19 protein-coding genes and 1 tRNA gene are annotated in these 16,863 nt (G+C 71.0%); 18 read left to right on the top strand and 2 right to left on the bottom strand.

The window, feature by feature from the left end:
* Positions 1-361 precede the first annotated feature (361 nt).
* The 15 genes from OG349_RS20455 (at position 362) to OG349_RS20385 (ending at position 11,675) form a co-directional block, all read left to right on the top strand.
* Entirely contained in the window at positions 362-631 is a 270-nt protein-coding gene (locus tag OG349_RS20455) for a DUF6284 family protein (protein WP_327235976.1), read from the top strand.
* The gene (locus OG349_RS20450) at positions 628-1,086 is read left to right on the top strand and encodes a Pycsar system effector family protein (protein ID WP_327235975.1); all 459 of its coding nucleotides are present in this window, start codon (positions 628-630) and stop codon (positions 1,084-1,086) included. The genes OG349_RS20455 and OG349_RS20450 overlap by 4 nt, the downstream gene beginning before the upstream one ends.
* Positions 1,083-1,943, top strand: coding sequence for a protein spdB (locus OG349_RS20445; protein ID WP_327235974.1), 861 nt, complete (start codon positions 1,083-1,085; stop codon positions 1,941-1,943). The genes OG349_RS20450 and OG349_RS20445 overlap by 4 nt, the downstream gene beginning before the upstream one ends.
* Positions 1,940-2,314: an RRQRL motif-containing zinc-binding protein gene (locus OG349_RS20440; protein ID WP_327235973.1), complete on the top strand. Its 375-nt coding sequence runs from the start codon at positions 1,940-1,942 to the stop codon at positions 2,312-2,314. The genes OG349_RS20445 and OG349_RS20440 overlap by 4 nt, the downstream gene beginning before the upstream one ends.
* A 39-nt stretch (positions 2,315-2,353) precedes the next feature.
* A complete protein-coding gene (locus tag OG349_RS20435) occupies positions 2,354-2,728 on the top strand; it encodes a DUF6251 family protein (protein WP_327235972.1) in 375 nt (124 codons plus the stop codon).
* A gap of 83 nt (positions 2,729-2,811) precedes the next feature.
* Positions 2,812-3,159 carry a DUF6257 family protein gene (locus tag OG349_RS20430; protein ID WP_327235971.1) on the top strand — a complete coding sequence of 116 codons (348 nt, stop codon included), beginning with the start codon at positions 2,812-2,814 and terminating at the stop codon, positions 3,157-3,159.
* A gap of 91 nt (positions 3,160-3,250) precedes the next feature.
* On the top strand, positions 3,251-5,389 hold the full coding sequence (locus tag OG349_RS20425; RefSeq protein ID WP_327235970.1) for an ATP-binding protein: 2,139 nt from the start codon (positions 3,251-3,253) through the stop codon (positions 5,387-5,389).
* 222 nt (positions 5,390-5,611) lie between these two features.
* Positions 5,612-5,863 (top strand): hypothetical protein, encoded by a 252-nt coding sequence (locus OG349_RS20420; RefSeq protein WP_442806404.1) that lies wholly within the window; start codon positions 5,612-5,614, stop codon positions 5,861-5,863.
* A gap of 81 nt (positions 5,864-5,944) precedes the next feature.
* Entirely contained in the window at positions 5,945-6,646 is a 702-nt protein-coding gene (locus OG349_RS20415) for a hypothetical protein (protein ID WP_327235968.1), read from the top strand.
* An 86-nt stretch (positions 6,647-6,732) separates the two neighbouring features.
* Positions 6,733-7,413 carry an SAM-dependent methyltransferase gene (locus tag OG349_RS20410; RefSeq protein ID WP_327235967.1) on the top strand — a complete coding sequence of 227 codons (681 nt, stop codon included), beginning with the start codon at positions 6,733-6,735 and terminating at the stop codon, positions 7,411-7,413.
* A complete protein-coding gene (locus OG349_RS20405; protein ID WP_327235966.1) occupies positions 7,410-8,297 on the top strand; it encodes a bifunctional DNA primase/polymerase in 888 nt (295 codons plus the stop codon). The genes OG349_RS20410 and OG349_RS20405 overlap by 4 nt, the downstream gene beginning before the upstream one ends.
* The gene (locus OG349_RS20400; protein ID WP_327235965.1) at positions 8,294-8,686 is read left to right on the top strand and encodes a hypothetical protein; all 393 of its coding nucleotides are present in this window, start codon (positions 8,294-8,296) and stop codon (positions 8,684-8,686) included. Before OG349_RS20405 ends, OG349_RS20400 begins: the two co-directional genes overlap by 4 nt.
* Positions 8,683-9,846 carry a DUF3631 domain-containing protein gene (locus OG349_RS20395; RefSeq protein ID WP_327235964.1) on the top strand — a complete coding sequence of 388 codons (1,164 nt, stop codon included), beginning with the start codon at positions 8,683-8,685 and terminating at the stop codon, positions 9,844-9,846. The genes OG349_RS20400 and OG349_RS20395 overlap by 4 nt, the downstream gene beginning before the upstream one ends.
* A 167-nt stretch (positions 9,847-10,013) precedes the next feature.
* Entirely contained in the window at positions 10,014-10,217 is a 204-nt protein-coding gene (locus OG349_RS20390; protein ID WP_327235963.1) for an excisionase family DNA-binding protein, read from the top strand.
* 63 nt (positions 10,218-10,280) lie between these two features.
* Positions 10,281-11,675: a tyrosine-type recombinase/integrase gene (locus OG349_RS20385; protein ID WP_327235962.1), complete on the top strand. Its 1,395-nt coding sequence runs from the start codon at positions 10,281-10,283 to the stop codon at positions 11,673-11,675.
* A gap of 48 nt (positions 11,676-11,723) precedes the next feature.
* Here OG349_RS20385 and OG349_RS20380 read toward each other — a convergent pair.
* Positions 11,724-11,797: transfer RNA gene (locus OG349_RS20380), tRNA-Thr, on the bottom strand.
* A 281-nt stretch (positions 11,798-12,078) separates the two neighbouring features.
* Here OG349_RS20380 and OG349_RS20375 point away from each other — a divergent pair.
* From OG349_RS20375 to OG349_RS20365, 3 genes are all read left to right on the top strand, one after another.
* Positions 12,079-13,203, top strand: a complete 1,125-nt coding sequence (locus OG349_RS20375) for an ABC transporter ATP-binding protein (protein ID WP_327235961.1) — start codon at positions 12,079-12,081, stop codon at positions 13,201-13,203.
* Between the two features lie 248 nt (positions 13,204-13,451).
* The gene (locus tag OG349_RS20370; RefSeq protein ID WP_161311567.1) at positions 13,452-13,874 is read left to right on the top strand and encodes a hypothetical protein; all 423 of its coding nucleotides are present in this window, start codon (positions 13,452-13,454) and stop codon (positions 13,872-13,874) included.
* Between the two features lie 38 nt (positions 13,875-13,912).
* Entirely contained in the window at positions 13,913-14,704 is a 792-nt protein-coding gene (locus OG349_RS20365) for a nucleotidyltransferase family protein (RefSeq protein WP_327235960.1), read from the top strand.
* A 225-nt stretch (positions 14,705-14,929) separates the two neighbouring features.
* Here OG349_RS20365 and OG349_RS20360 read toward each other — a convergent pair whose 3' ends face one another.
* Positions 14,930-16,708, bottom strand: coding sequence for a DoxX family protein (locus tag OG349_RS20360; protein WP_327235959.1), 1,779 nt, complete (start codon positions 16,706-16,708; stop codon positions 14,930-14,932).
* Between the last annotated feature and the right edge of the window lie 155 nt (positions 16,709-16,863).

Genomic DNA, 16,863 nt, shown 5'->3' with positions numbered 1-16,863 from the left:
CCTTCCGGCTGAGGCGAGTGGAGACCAGCCGACCGAGAACCGGCCCCCGTCACACCGGGGCCCACACCCCTAACCGGGAACGCCATCGGCTTGCACGACCGCACGGCACAACCTTTGAAGCTGCGACCTCAGACTTCCGGGATTTCGGATCTCCCCGGACCGAGCAGCGCCGTGTGAATCGGAGATCCGACGTACCAGCGCTCACGGTGCCCGGCATCCGGGCCTGCCTCCTTGGCGGGCCGCGATGCCGGGTCGCCGTGGTCGCTCGTAGTCCGCGAACGACCCAAGACGGCGCGAGGCCCCGGTGCTGGAACACCGGGACCTCTGTTCGGGCCGTCCTACCGCAAGGAGAAAACGACCCATGGATCCCATCGTTACTGTTCAGGACGCCGTTACGGCGTTCGAGCCCTGGCTTGAGCCCACGACCGCCGAGCTGGACGCGATCGAGGTGGAGATGCCGCTCATCCGGGCGGAGGTCGAACTCCTCGACGCGCAGATCATGACCCTGGACCGTCCGGCCAACGAGCTGGACACCCGCCGGGTGCGCCGGGCCCGCCGCCGGGTGCTGGCCGCCCGCCGGGAGCTCTCGAACCAGCCCACCACGGTGGGCACGTCCGGGGGTGCCGCGTGAACGCCGACCTGGACAAGAGGCTGAGCGCCGCGCACGCGGAGGTGAAGGCGGAGATCGCCCGCACCGACACGAAGACGTCGCTGCTGCTGGCGTTCATCGGCGCCCTGCTCGCCGGAGTCTGGACGGTCGCCAAAGACGCGCCCGTACCGGTCGCCGGATACGTCGTCGGCGCCGCCGGTGTGGCCCTGCTGCTGGTTGCGGCGGGCCTGCTGCTGCGGGCGGTGCGACCGAACCTGTCCGGCGCGGCGGTGGCTGGCTTCCCGTACTGGGCCCGGCTTACCGCCGAGGAGATCCGTACCGCGCTGGCGGAAGACCGGCGCGGGGCGGACATCGCGAACCTCTCCCGGATCGCCGTGGCAAAGTTCCGCTGCCTGCGCCGCGCGGTCGACCTGACCTGCACGGCCGGCGCCCTGCTGATCCTCGCCGCCGTGATCGCGATCGGGGGTGCGGCATGAACGTCCGTACGGTTGGGCCCGCTGTGGCGATGACGGCGGTGTCGATGGTCCTGACGCTGGCCGTGGTCGTGATGTGGCTGGGCGGTTCGATGCCGGTGGCGGTCGCCGTGGTCGTCGGTCTCGGTCTGGACGGCGGATGGCTGGCGACCCTCGCCTACGAGCGGCGCCTTGCCGCGCAGGGCGACCACTCCACCCCCGTCACGGTCGTCGGCTGGGCCTTCGGTCTCATCGCGACCGGTGTACTGATCGCGCACGCACTGGGTGAGCAGTCGCCCGGCGCGTGGCTGGCCGTGGCGTGGCTGCCCCTCGCCGCGAAGGCTCTGTGGCTGGTCCACGGGCTGTGGGAGCGGACAGCGCTCACCGGTGAAGCGCTGGAAGCGATCCAGGGAATCCAGCAGGAAGCGCGGGACGAAGCGGCGGTAGCCCGCGCCCGGTTGCGGGCCGAAGCGTCCACCGAGGAGACGCGGCTGACGGCCGTGACGCAGGCCGGCGCCCGCGTAGCACGCATCCAGGCACAGACCGCCGAACGCCTCTCCGCCGCATGGTCCACGCTCGCCGAAGCACGGGAAGGGGTGGAGACGGGCAGGGCGCTGACCAGCGTGACGACCCCCGTCACACCCGGTGTCACACCCCGCTGGGAACTGCCCCTGTGGCTGCCCGGGGCCGGCCAGGGGCCGCTGGCACTGGAGTCCTCGGCCCTCTTGTCGGACACCGAACTGGACGCGCTGGTCGACACGATCCGTCACAGCGAATCCCCCGCCCTGTCCTACCGCGAGATGGCCACCCGCTTCCGAGCCGCCGGCCACTCCGCATCCGAGGTCCGCCTCCGGGCCGCCTGGAAGCGCATCGCCGCATGAGCGCCCACTTCTACGACCCGGACGGCTCCCGTCACGGCCTGCCCACCTTCCCCTTCCGCATGGCCCCCGACGGGTACGCCACCCGCCGCCAGCTCCGGGCGCAGGGCCTACGGCCCGGGGGTCAGGCCGTCGCCGCGCAACTGCTCTGGCACTCCAACCGCTACCGCCGCCAGGGCGAACCGCCCGTACGGGTCGCGTACCTGTACCGGCGCGACCGCGCCAAGCCCGTACGCCCCATGACCCCCGGCCGTACCGCCGCGCTCGCCAAGGCCATGCTCGCCCGCCGCACCTGCCCCGAGTGCCGCACCGATCGTGGGTACTGCATCCCCCGCTCGCTCGGCATGTGCGTGCCCTGCGCCACCCCCTCCTGACCGTCACGCCGACGGCCCCGACCACTCACCGGAGGAACCGTGGAACAGCTTCCCGCCCCGCGTACGGTCGTCCAGCTCCCGGACGGCACCCACGCCTACGTCAACCCCGCCCACCTGCCCGCACCGCAGCAGATCGCCCCGCAGGTCGTGCACATCCACCAGGCCCCGCCGGACCGCACCATCCAGCGTCTCGCGCTTGGCTCCGGGGTCGGCGCCGGGACCGTGGCGGCCGGTGTGTACTTCGGCCCATTGCTGGTCGGTGTGCTGACCGCGATGGCCGCGAACCTCGCGCTGCTCGCCCTGATCGCCGCCGTGTGCGCGTGGGGTGTGGTGACCGTCGTGAAGTCCGTCGGCGGTCCGGATGGCAAGGCCGCCGCGAAGAACCTGTCCAAGGTCCGTCGCCGGGGTCGCTGACCTGCCGGTTGCCCGATCCGCCCGGCCCTGTGCCGGGCGGTGAGGGGAGCCGGACAGTCCGGCCCCGGAACGGGAGAACTGTGATGGCCCTCAAGCCCAAGCCCGAACCCCGCCTCACCGCCGGGGAGAAGACCCGCGTCGCCGCCCTGATCGCCCGTATGGCGAAGCGCGGCATCGCGGGGGAGGACGTCCACCTCGGGGACCTGACCAGCCGGGTGGACCACATTTTCGAGGAAGCGGCCGCCCGCAGCGAGCGTGAGAACGACGCCATGACCCGCGAGTTGGAGACCGCCCGGGACGCGGTGGCCGTGGCCAAGACCGCCTCGCGCACCGCCGGCCGCACCACCCGCCCCGCCGCCAGGACGGCGCTGCGGACCGCCGAGGACGCGTTGCGCCGCACCGAGCGTGCCGCCCGCCGCATCGGACTCTGACCTTCCCCCGGACGGCCGTCTACCGGCCAAGGTTCGCCGGCCGCCCGGGGTCCCCCGCCGCTCCATCATCAGAGAGCAGGAGAGAACCATCATGTCCGAGAACGTCATCCACCTGTTCAAAGACCCCGAACCCACCATCCCCCTTACCGCGGTTCCTTCCCCGGCGGCCCCGGCGCCCGCCGTGGTCCCGGCGGTCGAGCAGGTCAAGCCGCTGGTTCCGCTGTGGGTGCGCTCCGGGCGCGCGGTCCGTACGGCCGTCACGCATGAGGGGACCCGTACGGCGGGCCGCCTCGTCGTGCGGCACGGTATGTACGTGGTTGGTGGCACCCGCATCGTGTCCCGCCGTGCGTGGGACGGCCGTACCGCCGCCCGTTACGAGCGGATGCTCCGGGCGGCCGAAGCGGTCGGCAACTACGAGGCCGCCGGCGACTGGGAAGAGCGCCTGCACCGCTACCGGGCCGACCGTCACCGCCGCCGCATGGACCTGCTCACCGCCCCCGAACGCATCGTCAAGGGCGCAGCCATCGGCGCCGGGGGCAGTGTCGGGACCCTCGTTCTGATCGGGGTCGCGCTGGCGGTGGCGAACAAGAACCCTGCCGACGTCATCACGCCCCTGATGGCCCTGGTGGACCTGATCCGTCTGTTGGTCGTCATCACGACCGTGGTGTGGGGGCCGTTGGTCGCCGCCGCCCCGTGGGTGGCCCTGCTCGGTGTGTGGGCTGTTGGCCGCCACCGGGGCGCCGCCCCCCAGTGGGCGCTTCCCACGAACGCGCGTGGTCAGGACGCGGGGGCGCCGATCACCCCGTCCGTCGTGGTCACCGCCCTGCGCGACCTGGGTGTTGCCCCGCTGCGGGCCGCGATCAAGGACATGGGCGACGCGGGGGCCGCGATGCTCGGGCCGATCCGGATCGCCGGATGCGGTGTCGAAGTCGACGTCACCCTCCCCTCCGGTGTGTCCACGAACGAGGTTCAGAACCGGCGCCGCAAGCTCGCCGAGAACCTCGCCCGCCACGAGCACGAGGTGTTCATCACCATCCCCCAGGCCGCCCGGACCGTGCGCCTGTGGATCGCCGACAGTGGCGCCCTGGACGAGCCGATCGGCCCGTCCCCGCTGGTCACGGACGACACCCTGACCGCCGACTACGCCAAGGGCCGCGCCCCCTGGGGTCAAGACCTGCGCGGGGACGCGGCGGCCCTGAGCCTGTACCAGCGCCATCTTCTGATCACGGGCCTCTCGAACCAGGGCAAGACCGCCGCCCTGCGGGCGCTGGCGTTGTGGCTGGCGCTCGACAAGTCGGTGGAGTTCCGTCTCGCCGACCTCAAGGGCGCCGGGGACTGGGCCATGTTCGACGGACTTGCCACCATCCTCATCCAGGGCCCGACCGACGAACACGTCGTTGAGGCCACGGAGATGCTGGAAGGCGGCGTGTCCGAGATGGAGCGGCGGCTCCAGGCCCCGCCCGGCACGGTGTTCTCGCCGCTGGTCCTGCTCGTGGACGAAGCGCAGGTGGCGTTCATGTGCCCCCTCATCGACGCGGACAAGCGGCCTTACGGCGGCTCGAAGGCCACGTCCCGGTACTTCATGGCCGCGCGGAAGATCCACAACCAGGGGCGGGCCGTCAACGTCACCCTCTGGCAGGGCACCCAGGACCCCACCGACCAGAACCTCCCCAAGCTCGTTCGCGAAGGCGCCCACACCCGCGCCTCGTTGGCGCTGGGCACGGAGTCGCAGGCCCGGATGGCGCTCGGGGACAAGGCTGTCGACGGCGGCGCCGCACCGAACCTGCTCCGTCCCGGCCTGGACAAGGGAACCCTCGTGGTGGCGTCCGACGGCATCACCATCGCGGCCGGGCAGGCGTCCATCACGGTCCGCACCCACTACATCGACACTGAGACCGCCGGGCAGATCACCGCCCGCGCCCGGGCGATGCGTGATGGCGTCACCACCCTGCACGTCATCGAACACGGCGACGACCGGGACCCGTTGGCGGACATCGCGTCGGTCATCGCCGACGCGCCGCGCGTCCTCACCCAGGACGTCCTCAAGCGGCTCGCCGTGCTGAACGAGGACGCGTACGGGTCGTGGACCAACAGCGACCTCAAGCGCGTCCTGGACGCCGAAGGGGCCGAGCCGTACAAGTCCGACGGACGCATGCACGTCGGCCGCGACCGCGTCGCCCGCGCCCTCACCAACCGTGGCACCGACAGTTCCGCTTCGGCCGCCGAGTAGAGGGAGCCACACCCCGGCAGGTCAGGGAGACAGGGAGAACTCCCTCGCCCCCTCCCTGACCCACCTCCCTCCACCTGACCTGCACAAACGATGTTCAGGGAGGCAGGGAAGCACCGCAGGTCAGCACCCCCGAAGGGCCCCCTGCGCCTTCCCGGAAGGGGGTGTCTCCACCTCCCTGGCCTCTCTCCCACACGATTCCGCTTGCACGTGAAGGAGACTGTCATCCGACTCCGTATCCGACGCGCCAACTGGGCCCGCCCCACGCTCGTCCTCACCGACACGCCGCGCCCCGACTGCCCTGACTGCGGCGGCGCCGGCGGGCACAGCTACGACTACGGCGACCACGAGACCGGTGAGTACGCGGGCACCGAATGGGCGCCCTGCCGCTGCTGGAACGACACCCGCCATTGGGTCCTGCTCCCGCTGCCTCGCCGCACTCCTCCCGGCGGCTACTCCGACGAACCGCCTTTCTGACGGCCGCCCAGACGCGCCCGGCGTGCGCGCCGGGCGCGGTGGGGAGCCGGACAGTCCGGCCCCGTCGCGAGGAAGGCCGTCATGCCTGAGCAGATCTCACACACCATCCTGACCGGAGTTGCCACCCGGGGAGGAACTGAACCGCCGAACGCGGACGGCGCCCACGTCCACCGCCGGGGCGACCGCGTATGCGCGGCCGTCGTGGACGGAGCAGGGCACCACGAGGACGTCGTTGACCTCGCCACGCACGCCCCCTCCGTCATCGCCCTCATGGGCATGGCCATGGGCGGACTCGTCGCCCTGACCACCGCCGGGCGGCTCGCTGGCGCGTACGACGGCGCGCCGCACATGTCAGCCGTCTACGCGTCAATGGAACCCGGTCGCCCCACGACCCTCCACTGGATCGGCGACTGCCGGGCGTACGGCTGGGACGGCGAGGCCCTGACGCTGTGGAGCACCGACCAGACCATGGGGCAGTGGCTGCGGTGGAACGGCGGCGTACCCATCGAGATCGCAGAAACCCAGGACAACTGGGCTCGCCTCGGGCTCGCGCAGGCGACGGAGATGACCTGCCGCCAACTGGAGATTCCCGAGGATGTCCCGCTCGTGCTGCTCGTCAGTGACGGGGTCTCGGACCAGGTGAGCCCAGAGACAGCAGCGGAGCTGTGCCGGGAGCACGCCGAAAACCCGCAGGCACTCGCGGACGCTCTCGTCGCAGCGGCTCAGCCGGACCCCGACGGCTACCGCGACGACACCACCGCCATCATCCTCATCCGAGCCTAGACACAACCGAGGGCGGCCCCCGTCTCACCAAAGCCTGGGGCCGCCCTCGTCCAGCACAACTCAACAGTGGAACTGGAGACCTCAGCATGACCCAACCCACCCCGATCCGGCGAGTGCGCCGACCCCGGTTGCTGGACGCGTTCTGCTGCCAGGGCGGCGCGTCCGCCGGGTACGAGCGAGCCGGGTTCGACGTGACCGGCGTCGACATCAACCCCCAGCCCCGCTACCCGTACACGTTCATCCAGGCCGACGCCGTGGCGTTCATCCGGGAGTACGGCGCGGACTTCGACGTCGTCAGCGCGTCCCCGCCGTGCCAGCACGACTCCGAGTGCCAGCGCATCCAGGGCAACGCCCACCCCGACCTCATCGGCCCCACCCGTGAGGCACTGGAGTCCACGGGGCGCCCGTGGGTGATCGAGAACGTGAAGGGCGCGCTGCCCAAGCTGCGCGAGCCGGTGATGCTGTGCGGGGCCATGTTCAACATGGCCACCTACCGCCACCGCTACTTCGAAGCGGGCGGCGGACTCACCCTCACCGCCCCGCAGCATCCCGTGCACCGGGCGCCGCAGGCAAAGATGGGCCGCCCAGTCCCGCCCGGCTGGTACGGCCAGTACGTCGGCAACTTTTCCGGCGTCGACCAGGCCCGCCACGTCATGGACGTGCCGTGGATGAACCGCGACGGCATCCGCGAGTGCATCCCGCCCGCCTACAGCCAGTGGATCGGCAACGCCTTCCTCGCCCGCGCCCGTACGGCGGTGGCGGCATGAGCCGGGAACTCCTGACCGCCGCCCTGACGGCCGCCGGCCGCGGCTGGCACGTCTTCCCCCTCCGTCCCGGCGACAAGCGCCCCGCCCTGCACGGCGAAAGTGCCTGCCCCCTCACCGGGGAGTGCGCCGGCAGGCACCGGAAGTGGGAGAGCAGGGCCACCACCGACCCCCGTCGCATCCGCCGCACCTGGGCGACCGGTCCGTTCAACCTCGGCATCGCGACGGGGCCGTCCGGGCTGGTCGTCGTGGACTTGGATATGCCCAAGCCCAACAGCAGTGCGGGCACGCCGTGCGGCGTGACGACCTTCAAGGCGCTCTGCGAGCGCGCCGGGCAAGCCGTCCCCACCACCTACCGCACCCGGACCCCCTCCGGCGGCCAGCACCTCTACTTCACCGCGCCAGGCGGCACCCGCCTGGCCAACACGGCAGGGAAGCTTGGGGAGTTGATCGATACGCGGGCATGGGGCGGGTACGTCGTCGCCCCCGGCAGCACCACCCCCGCCGGCCCGTACACGGTCGCCGATCCGGCACCGGTCGCCCCGCTCCCGGAATGGCTGTACGCCCTCCTGACGGCCCGTCAGGAGTTGCGGGCACTGACGGCCGCCCCGGTGGCGCCGAAGGGGCCTGCGTACGCCACAGCCGCTCTCAAGGCTGAAATGGCGAACGTCGCCACCGCGCAGGAGGGTGTGCGCAACGCGACACTCGTTCGTGCTGCCCGCGCCCTGGGACGGTTCATCTCATCCGGCGCCCTCACCCGTGCCGAGGTCGAAGGCGCTCTTAATTGGGCGGGATTAGCCTCTGGCCTGCGGGAAAGCGAGTGCCGCCCTGCCATCACCAGTGCGCTGAACTGGTCGATCGCCCACAACCCCGGCAGGGCCGCATGACCACCGCCCCGCCCCCCTCCCTTAAGAGCCGTCCCTCCACCCCTACCGGCCCCAGCCTCGCCGAAGCGGCCCCCACCCACCACGGCGCTGGGGCGCCGAAAGTCGTCGCCGAAGGCGTCCCCACATCTGTTCCCCCCGCACCGCGACATGCCGCCCCGCTCCGCGTCGTCGGGGAACTGACCATCCGAGCGCCGTACCGCGCCACGCCCACGGCCCGGTCCTGGTGCGCGTGCGGACGGGACCTGACCGCCACCGGACAAGCGGACGTCCTCGCGCTGGTCGAGGACCACGCGGCACACCGGGACGCCTGCCCCCACCACACCGGCCAGACCAACGTCACCCTGCTGCGCCCGCCGGCCGCCCGCAACACCAGGAGGACCGCCGCATGAGCGTCACACCCCAGACCAACCCGCCCATCGACGGCGCGGTCCTGCTCAACGAGGTGGAGCAGTTCCACCGCCGCTTCAACGTCTTCCCCAGCGAAGCCGCCTACGTGGCTGTGGCCCTGTGGGACGCGCACGCCCACCTGCTCGACTGCTTCGAGTCCACCCCCCGGTTGGCGTTCCTGTCCCCTGAGCCGGGGTCGGGGAAGTCGCGGGCGCTGGAGGTGGTGGAGACCCTGGTGCCCGCACCGATGACGGCCGTCAACGCGTCCGCCGCCGCCCTGTTCCGGTCTGTCTCCAACCCCAACGGGCGCCCCACGATCCTCTTCGATGAGATCGACACCGTTTTCGGGCCGAAGGCGGGGGAGAACGAGGAGCTGCGCGGGTTCCTCAACGCGGGGCACCGACGTACCGGGGTCACCTATCGGTGCATCGGTGACGGCGGGAACCAGACCGTGCAGGCGTTCCCGTCGTATTGCGGGGTCGCGCTGGCGGGGCTGGGCAACCTGCCGGACACGATCATGACCCGCTCGATCATCATCCGCATGCGGCGCCGGGCCCGCAACGAAAGCGTCGAACCCTTCCGCGCCCGCATCCATGAAGCCGAGGGCCACAAGCTCCGGGACCGCCTCGCCGAATGGGCCGAGCACGCCCGGGAGTTCGTCATGGGGGCGTGGCCCGACATGCCCGAAGGGGTCAGCGACCGGCCGGCCGACGTGTGGGAGTCCCTGCTCGCCATCGCGGATGTCGCCGGGGGCGACTGGCCCGGGCGGGCGCGGGAAGCCTGCGTGACGCTGGTGACCGCGTCCCGGACCAACGACAAGGGCAGTCTCGGCATCCGGTTGCTGACCGATCTGCGTGATCACGTCATGGTCGGCATCGACCGCCTGCCGACCGTCGCGATCCTGGACCGCCTCAACGCCCTGGACGACGCCCCCTGGGCGGACCTGCACGGCAAGCCGCTCGACAACCGGCGCCTGTCCAAGATGCTCGCCGAGTACATGACCAGCGACAACGAACCCGTCGCCTCCCGCAACATCAAGACCGCCGGAAGCGTCCTCAAGGGCTACTACGCCGCCGATCTCTGGGACGCGTGGGCCCGCTACTGCCCCCCACCCCCCGGAAGTCCGCTATCTCCGCTACCAGGCACCGAAAACCTGGCTTGACCAGCGGAAACACGGTAGCGGCAACCGGCATCCCCAGCCGCTACCCCACCGCTACCGCTACCCCAGCCGCTACCCCACGCAGGCCCCTGACCTGCGACGTAGCGGCGGTAGCGGAAGTAGCGGCCCTCAGAGAGGCCCCCCGAAGGATCGCCCCGAGGAGTTCCCGCATGAGCATCGTCGCCAGCCCGCCCGCCGATCGCCTGCTCTACAGGCCGAGAGAGGCCGCCGAGGTTCTCAGCGTCGGCCGCTCGACGGTCTACGAGCTGATGGCCCAAGGCGCCCTGGAATACGTCAAGTTGGGCAGGAGCCGCCGGATTCGGCGCAGTGCCCTGGAGGGCTACGTCGCCGCCCTCCCCGCGCAGTCCAGCTGACCGAAGAGCTACCGAGGCGCCCCGAGCACTGCGCTCGGGGCGCCTCTCGCATGGAGGAACACGATGAGCCCCCGCAAGTCGAACCTGGAATCCACCATCTACTTCGGCGACGACGGTTGGTGGCACGGCCGCGTCACCATGGGCGTGCTGCCCGACGGAAGCACGGACCGCCGCCACCGCATGGCCCGCACCGAACCTGCGGTGCGCCGCAAGGTCCGCGAGCTGGAGAAGCTCCGTGACGAGGGACGCGCGACCAAGGCAGGCCGTAAGCCCACGGTCGGACAGTGGATGGAGACCTACCTGACCGACATCGCGAGCCTGAAACTCAAGCCCCGCTCGCTTGACGACTACTGGTCCAAGACCCGCAACGACATCGTCCCGGGGGTTGGCAAGCACCGCATCGACAAGCTTGGCCCCGAGCACCTTGAACGCATGTACGCCGACATGCTCCGCGAAGGACACGCCCCCTCCCACGTGCTGAAAGTCCACCGGATCCTGTCCCGTGCCCTGAAAATCGCCCATCGGCGCCGGATGATCACGGAGAACGTCGCCACCCTCGTGGACCCGCCGACCGTGGACGAGATCGAAGCGAACCCGTTCACCATGGAGGAGGCGAAGGCGTTCCTCCTCGCCGCCGCGAAGCGACCGACGTTCATGCGGTGGCTGGTGGGTGTCGGCATGGGCTTCCGCCAGGGTGAGGCACTGGGCTTGCGCTGGAAGTACGCCGACCTGGAAGCAGAGTTGTTCAACCCGCACTGGCAGCTTCAACGCCTCACCTGGCGTCATGGCTGCACCGACCCCCATGCTTGCGGGGAACGTCTGCACCGCTTCGAAACCTGCCCGCCGGACTGTGCGACGCACCGTACGTACACCCGGGGTTGCCCCCGACCCTGCCCGAAGGACTGCACCCGCCACGCGAGCACCTGCCCCCAGCGCAAGGGCGGCGGACTCGTCTTCACCCGGCCCAAGACCAAGAAGAGCCGCAACGCGGTCCCTATCCCACCGCCGTTCATCCCGGCCCTGCTCGAACACCAGGAACAGCAGAACGAGGCACGTGCCACCGCCGGCGACCTGTGGCAGGAGCACGACGTCCTGTTCTCCCGGCCCGACGGCCGACCGCTCGACCCGCGCCAGGACTGGGAGGAATTCAAGGAGCTGCTGGCCGAAGCGGGCATCAGTGACCGACGCCTCTACGACGGGAGCCGCCACACCGCCGGCACGATCCTCAACGAGCTGGGGGTGGACATGCCCACCATCATGGAGATCCTTCGCCACACCCAGATCAGTCAGACGCGGCGGTACGTCAAGGGGCGGTCCCACCTCTCGAAGGACGCCATGCGCCGCATGGGAGACGCCTTCCTGCCCGCCCCGCAACCGGCGCCAAAGCCCCCGACTGAGACTAGAACTGAGACTGCGGACCGCCGAGCAGCTCGCGCCCGGCGCCGCCGCATCCGTTGAACAAGCGAAAAGGCCAGGTCACGGGCTATGTGACCTGGCCTTGCGGTGAGCCTCCTGTCGGATTCGAACCGACGACCTACGCATTACAAGTGCGTTGCTCTGGCCAGCTGAGCTAAGGAGGCCTTCGCGCACGTCAGGGACGCGCGAGGCGGGGCTCACTCTACACAGCGGGGGTGGGGGGCAGCCACAGGATTGGGGTGGGGGGGAGGAGGAGGGCGGAGGGGGTGTGGGGGTGGGTTTCGGGGAGGGGTGGGGGGAGCGGGGGAAAAAAGGTGGCTGCATCTACTGACATATGCGTGGGCGCGGGGTAGCGTCACCTCAAGTTCACTCAGGTGGACTAGACCCATCCACACCTTTACTCGGATCGTCCGGCACGTTCCTGCCGGTGAGGGGACACATCACCATGGCAACCGTCTCATTCGACAAGGCCACCCGCGTTTACCCCGGCTCCACCAAGCCCGCCGTCGACCAGCTGGAGCTGGACGTCGCGGACGGCGAGTTCCTCGTCCTCGTCGGGCCCTCCGGCTGTGGCAAGTCGACCTCCCTGCGCATGCTCGCGGGTCTTGAGGACGTCAACGGCGGCTCGATCCGCATCGGCGAGCGCGACGTCACGCACCTGCCCCCGAAGGACCGGGACATCGCCATGGTGTTCCAGAACTACGCGCTCTACCCGCACATGTCCGTCGCCGACAACATGGGCTTCGCGCTCAAGATCGCCGGCGTCAACAAGGCGGAGATCCGCAAGAAGGTCGAAGAGGCCGCGAAGATCCTCGACCTCAGCGAGTACCTGGACCGCAAGCCGAAGGCGCTCTCCGGTGGTCAGCGCCAGCGTGTCGCGATGGGCCGCGCCATCGTCCGTGAGCCGCAGGTCTTCCTCATGGACGAGCCGCTGTCGAACCTCGACGCCAAGCTCCGCGTCTCCACCCGTACGCAGATCGCCTCGCTCCAGCGCCGCCTCGGCATCACCACGGTGTACGTCACCCACGACCAGGTCGAGGCCATGACCATGGGCGACCGCGTCGCGGTGCTCAAGGACGGGCTGCTCCAGCAGGTCGACTCGCCGCGCAACATGTACGACCGCCCCGCCAACCTCTTCGTCGCCGGCTTCATCGGCTCCCCCGCCATGAACCTGGTCGAGGTCCCCATCACCGACGGTGGTGTGAAGTTCGGCAACAGCGTCGTCCCCGTCTCCCGTGAGGCGCTCTCCGCCGCCACGGAGAAGGGCGACAAGACCGTCACGGTCGGCGTCCGCCCCGAGCACTTCGACCTCGCCGCCGAGGCCGAGGGCGCCAAGACCCTCTCCAAGGACGCGCCGGCCGGCCTCGCCGTCACCGTCAACGTCGTCGAGGAACTGGGCGCCGACGGGTTCGTCTACGGCACCGCCGAGGTCGGCGGCGAGACCAAGGAACTGGTCGTCCGCGTCAACGGCCGCGCCGTCCCCGACAAGGGCACCAAGCTCCACGTCGTCCCCCGCCCCGACGAGCTGCACGTCTTCTCCTCCTCCACGGGCGAGCGCCTCAGCAACTGAGGAACGAGAAGACGAGAAGACGGGAAGACGGGAAGAGCTGACGCGCCCACCTCGCGCCTCGGCCCTAATTCCTCCGCACGGCCCCGCACTCCGGTGCGGGGCCGTCCGCGTTTCCGCACAAATACCCCGGCACACACGTCATTTCGGACACGCCGCGTCAACCTCCGATTCGAAAGGACCGGTCGAACCGTCCCCCGAGTGAGTGACTAAATGTCGCCAAATCATTACTGGCCGCTACGCTCGCCTGCGTGACCCACTCTGCCCGCCGTATCGGCCGAACTCTCGCTCTCGTACTGCCCGTCGTCCTGGTGCTCTCCGGGACCCTCGCGGTCGCCCGTGTTCCGTGGGCGACCAGCACCACCGAGTCGCAGGTCCTGACCGCCGCCTCGGACACCGCCTCGGTACGGGCCAAGTCCCGCGCCCCCCAGGACGTACTCCGCGACAAGCTCCTGGTGGAACTCCAGGAGAAGGACCCGGGGATCGCCCTGACCCACCTCCAGCGCCAGGTCGAGGAGCGCCCGTCGCTCGCGAAGCACTGCATCTCGATCGCGCGGGCCCTCGGCCGAGCCGCCGTGGCGCACTACGGCCCCACCCGGGCGCAGTCCTTCTCGCGTCCCGTCTGTGACACGTCGTTCGCGTACGGGGTGTCCCAGCAGACCGCGGGGAGCTGACCGCCGCCTCCCTGACCGCCCCGCATATCGTTCACGGCATGCATACGTATCCGACGCAGGCCGTGGTCCTGGCGGGCGGCCAGGGGTCGCGGCTTCGCCCGTACACCGACGACCGTCCGAAGCCGATGGTCGAGATCCCCGGCACGGGGACCCCGATCATCGGCCATCAGCTCGCCTGGCTGGCCGCGGAGGGGGTGACCGACGCCGTCGTGTCGTGCGGTCATCTCGCCGAGGTGCTCCAGGAATGGCTGGCCTCGGCGGATCTTCCGCTGCGCGTCACCACCGTGGTCGAGCCCGAACCGCTCGGACGCGGTGGCGGCCTCAAGTACGCCGCCGCGCGGCTGCCCGAGCCCGGGCAGCCCTGGTACGCCACCAATGGCGACATCTGGACACGTTTCTCGCTGCGTGACATGGCCGCGTTCCACGCGGAGCGGGACGCCACCGCCACCCTCGCCCTGGCCAGGCCCCGGATTCCCTGGGGGGCCGTCGAGACCGACGAGTTCGGGCACGTCCTCGACTTCATCGAGTCGCCACCGTCGCCGTATCTGATCAACGCCGGTGTGTACGTGTTCTCCCCCGGCTTCGTCGCCACGCTGCCCGACCGCGGCGACCACGAACGTACGACGTTCCCGCGCCTCGCCCGCGAGCGCATACTGGCCGGCTATCCGCTGCCCAACGGCGCGTACTGGCGGGCGATCGACACCGCGAAGGACCTCACCGAGGCGGCGAAGGAGCTGGCCGCCGGGGCCGGTGCCGGCGCCGACGCGGGAACGGCTCTGGGTACGGGGACCGGTAGCGGCAGCGGTACGGGGGGCTCAGCGCCCCTGTAAGGGCCAGACCCGCCCCCGTACCCAAGAGCCCCTCCCGTACCGCCCTGAGGCGCCCCACGGCCCCTCGTGGGCCACAACCACGGGCCACAACCACGGGCCGCACCACACCAAGAGACGGTCCGGTCCGGAACTCCGCCGCCCTACAGCCGCGTTGTCCCGGACCGGACCGTCTCTTGTACGTCTCCCCCGCTGTACGTCTCTCCTGCGCGTCCCCGCGCCGGGGCCTCAGCCCAGCAGCCCCCCGATCGGGTTCCGCGCCCCCGTACCGCCCGACGACGAGCCGCCCGTCGTGGACGAGCCGCCGTCCGTGCCCCCCGTACCACCGCTGCTGCCGTCGCCCGTGCTGCCGCTCGACGACGGGCCCTGGCTGGTGGGCGGGGGCGGAGGGGCCTGCTCGGACGTGCGCGGCGGCACGGCGCCGGTGCCCTGGGTCTGGCTGGGCTGCTGCTGCCCGCTGTTCTGCCCGCTGCCCGCGCTCGCCGTCTCCCGCGCGGGCGTACGCGCCGGTGCGGACTCCTGCGCCGCCGGGGCGCTGGAGCGGGTCGCGGACGGCTCCGCCGGCTTCCCGGACGCACGGCTGCCGCCCGACGGGGTCCCCGACGCACTCGCGCGGCCGCTGGACTCGCGCGGGAGCGGGACGCCGGGCAGCTGGTTCACCGGGTCGTCGTTCGGACCCGGCACGGTGACCATGTCCGAGGACCGTACGGCTCCGCCGAGGACCGAGCCGATCAGGAACGTCAGGCCGATCACGACGGACGCCAGGACCGCGCCCCGGCGCAGCACGCGCCGCCGCAGGTCCCAGATCTCCGAGCGGGGGCCGAGCCTGCGCCAGGCCTCGCCCGCGAGGCGGCCGTCCACCGAGTAGACGGGCGCGCCCGCGATGATCAGCGGCGACCAGGCGGCGAGGTAGATGATGTCCGGCGCGTCGTACGCCGGTACGGTCCGCCAGCTGACGGTCAGCAGCAGCGCCGCCGAGAGCACCGCCCCGAAGGACGCCGCGACCCGCTGCCACAGGCCGAGGACGGTCAGGACGCCGACGACGATCTGGAGGAACGCGATGCTGAGGCCCGCGCCCACCGGGTGCGAGAGCGCGAAGTCCCTGAGCGGCTCCGCGAGCGCCCACGGGTGCAGCGAGTGCAGCCACTTGACCATCGAGCCGCGCTCGCCGCCGTCGAAGTAGACGGGGTCGCACAGCTTGCCCATGCCGGCGTAGATCGAGATGAAGCCGAGGAAGACGCGGAGCGGGAGGAGCACCACGCCCAGGTTCATCCGGCGGCCGGGGTAGTACGCGTGCCGGACGGTGTCGGCGCCGTGGCGCTGGGCGCGCGGGCGGTCGTCGTCGGGGTCGAGGGCGTCGTACAGCTCCCGCTCGGACAACTCCCGGTCGGAAAACTCCCGGTCGGAAAACTCCCGGTCGGAGAAATTGCCTTCGGACGGCGCGTCGTAGGCGCCGACCGCCTGCCGCATGGGCGGCAGGAGCGGTCCTGAACGCCCGCCGCCGGGCCGGCCTCCCGCACCTCCGCCTCTGCCCCCGCCCACGACGGGCGTCAGGGTCGTGGCGTCGTCGTCCAGGGCGATGCGGGGGATGACCTGCGTGGCGCCGGTGTCGTGCCCCTCGTACCCCCCTTCGGGTACGGATTCGTAGGTGCCGCCCACGCCGACCGCACCGCCCGCGCGCACGGCCGCGGAGGTCCTGGCCGCGGTGGAGTTCCGTACGGCCTGGAGGAGTCCGGTCGCTCCGGGGTCACCGGGCTCGGACCTGCCGCTCCACACGACGGGCGCACGACGGCGCGCGCCGCCGGCGGCGGGTGCGCCGCTCATGGCGGGGATGCGCGCGGTGTCCGTGAGGGCGCGGGCGGGGGCGGTGCGCTGGGGCGATGCGAGCTTCACCCGGAAGCTGGCGTGGTTCACGATGACCTGCGCGGGATCGGAATCCACCTTGAGCATGCTCAGCGGGGGCTGATCGTCGAACCCGGGCCGGGGCGTTCTGGTGTCCACACTCATCTAACCGAGTGACTTGTGTTTAGGACACTGCCTTGACGCGCGGGAAATGTCCGAGACCCGTCAAGATCATCGGGCGGCGGGGATCCTGGGCGGATCAAGGGCGGACAAGTCATCTGATTCGCGACTGTGGGCGGGTTCGGGCAGAGTTGAGGTCT

The organism is Streptomyces sp. NBC_01317 (genome assembly GCF_035961655.1).
In the GTDB taxonomy this organism is placed as follows: domain Bacteria; phylum Actinomycetota; class Actinomycetes; order Streptomycetales; family Streptomycetaceae; genus Streptomyces.
Note: the sequence above shows the minus strand (reverse complement) of the source record. Positions and strands in the feature narration are given on the sequence as shown.

Coding starts and splice junctions, on each gene's coding strand:
- OG349_RS20455 (WP_327235976.1), top strand. CDS start 362: ATGGATCCCATCGTTACTGTTCAGGACGCCGTTACGGCGTTCGAGCCC.
- OG349_RS20445 (WP_327235974.1), top strand. CDS start 1,083: ATGAACGTCCGTACGGTTGGGCCCGCTGTGGCGATGACGGCGGTGTCG.
- OG349_RS20440 (WP_327235973.1), top strand. CDS start 1,940: ATGAGCGCCCACTTCTACGACCCGGACGGCTCCCGTCACGGCCTGCCC.
- OG349_RS20430 (WP_327235971.1), top strand. CDS start 2,812: ATGGCCCTCAAGCCCAAGCCCGAACCCCGCCTCACCGCCGGGGAGAAG.
- OG349_RS20425 (WP_327235970.1), top strand. CDS start 3,251: ATGTCCGAGAACGTCATCCACCTGTTCAAAGACCCCGAACCCACCATC.
- OG349_RS20415 (WP_327235968.1), top strand. CDS start 5,945: ATGCCTGAGCAGATCTCACACACCATCCTGACCGGAGTTGCCACCCGG.
- OG349_RS20410 (WP_327235967.1), top strand. CDS start 6,733: ATGACCCAACCCACCCCGATCCGGCGAGTGCGCCGACCCCGGTTGCTG.
- OG349_RS20405 (WP_327235966.1), top strand. CDS start 7,410: ATGAGCCGGGAACTCCTGACCGCCGCCCTGACGGCCGCCGGCCGCGGC.
- OG349_RS20400 (WP_327235965.1), top strand. CDS start 8,294: ATGACCACCGCCCCGCCCCCCTCCCTTAAGAGCCGTCCCTCCACCCCT.
- OG349_RS20395 (WP_327235964.1), top strand. CDS start 8,683: ATGAGCGTCACACCCCAGACCAACCCGCCCATCGACGGCGCGGTCCTG.
- OG349_RS20390 (WP_327235963.1), top strand. CDS start 10,014: ATGAGCATCGTCGCCAGCCCGCCCGCCGATCGCCTGCTCTACAGGCCG.
- OG349_RS20385 (WP_327235962.1), top strand. CDS start 10,281: ATGAGCCCCCGCAAGTCGAACCTGGAATCCACCATCTACTTCGGCGAC.
- OG349_RS20375 (WP_327235961.1), top strand. CDS start 12,079: ATGGCAACCGTCTCATTCGACAAGGCCACCCGCGTTTACCCCGGCTCC.
- OG349_RS20365 (WP_327235960.1), top strand. CDS start 13,913: ATGCATACGTATCCGACGCAGGCCGTGGTCCTGGCGGGCGGCCAGGGG.
- OG349_RS20360 (WP_327235959.1), bottom strand. CDS start 16,708: ATGAGTGTGGACACCAGAACGCCCCGGCCCGGGTTCGACGATCAGCCC.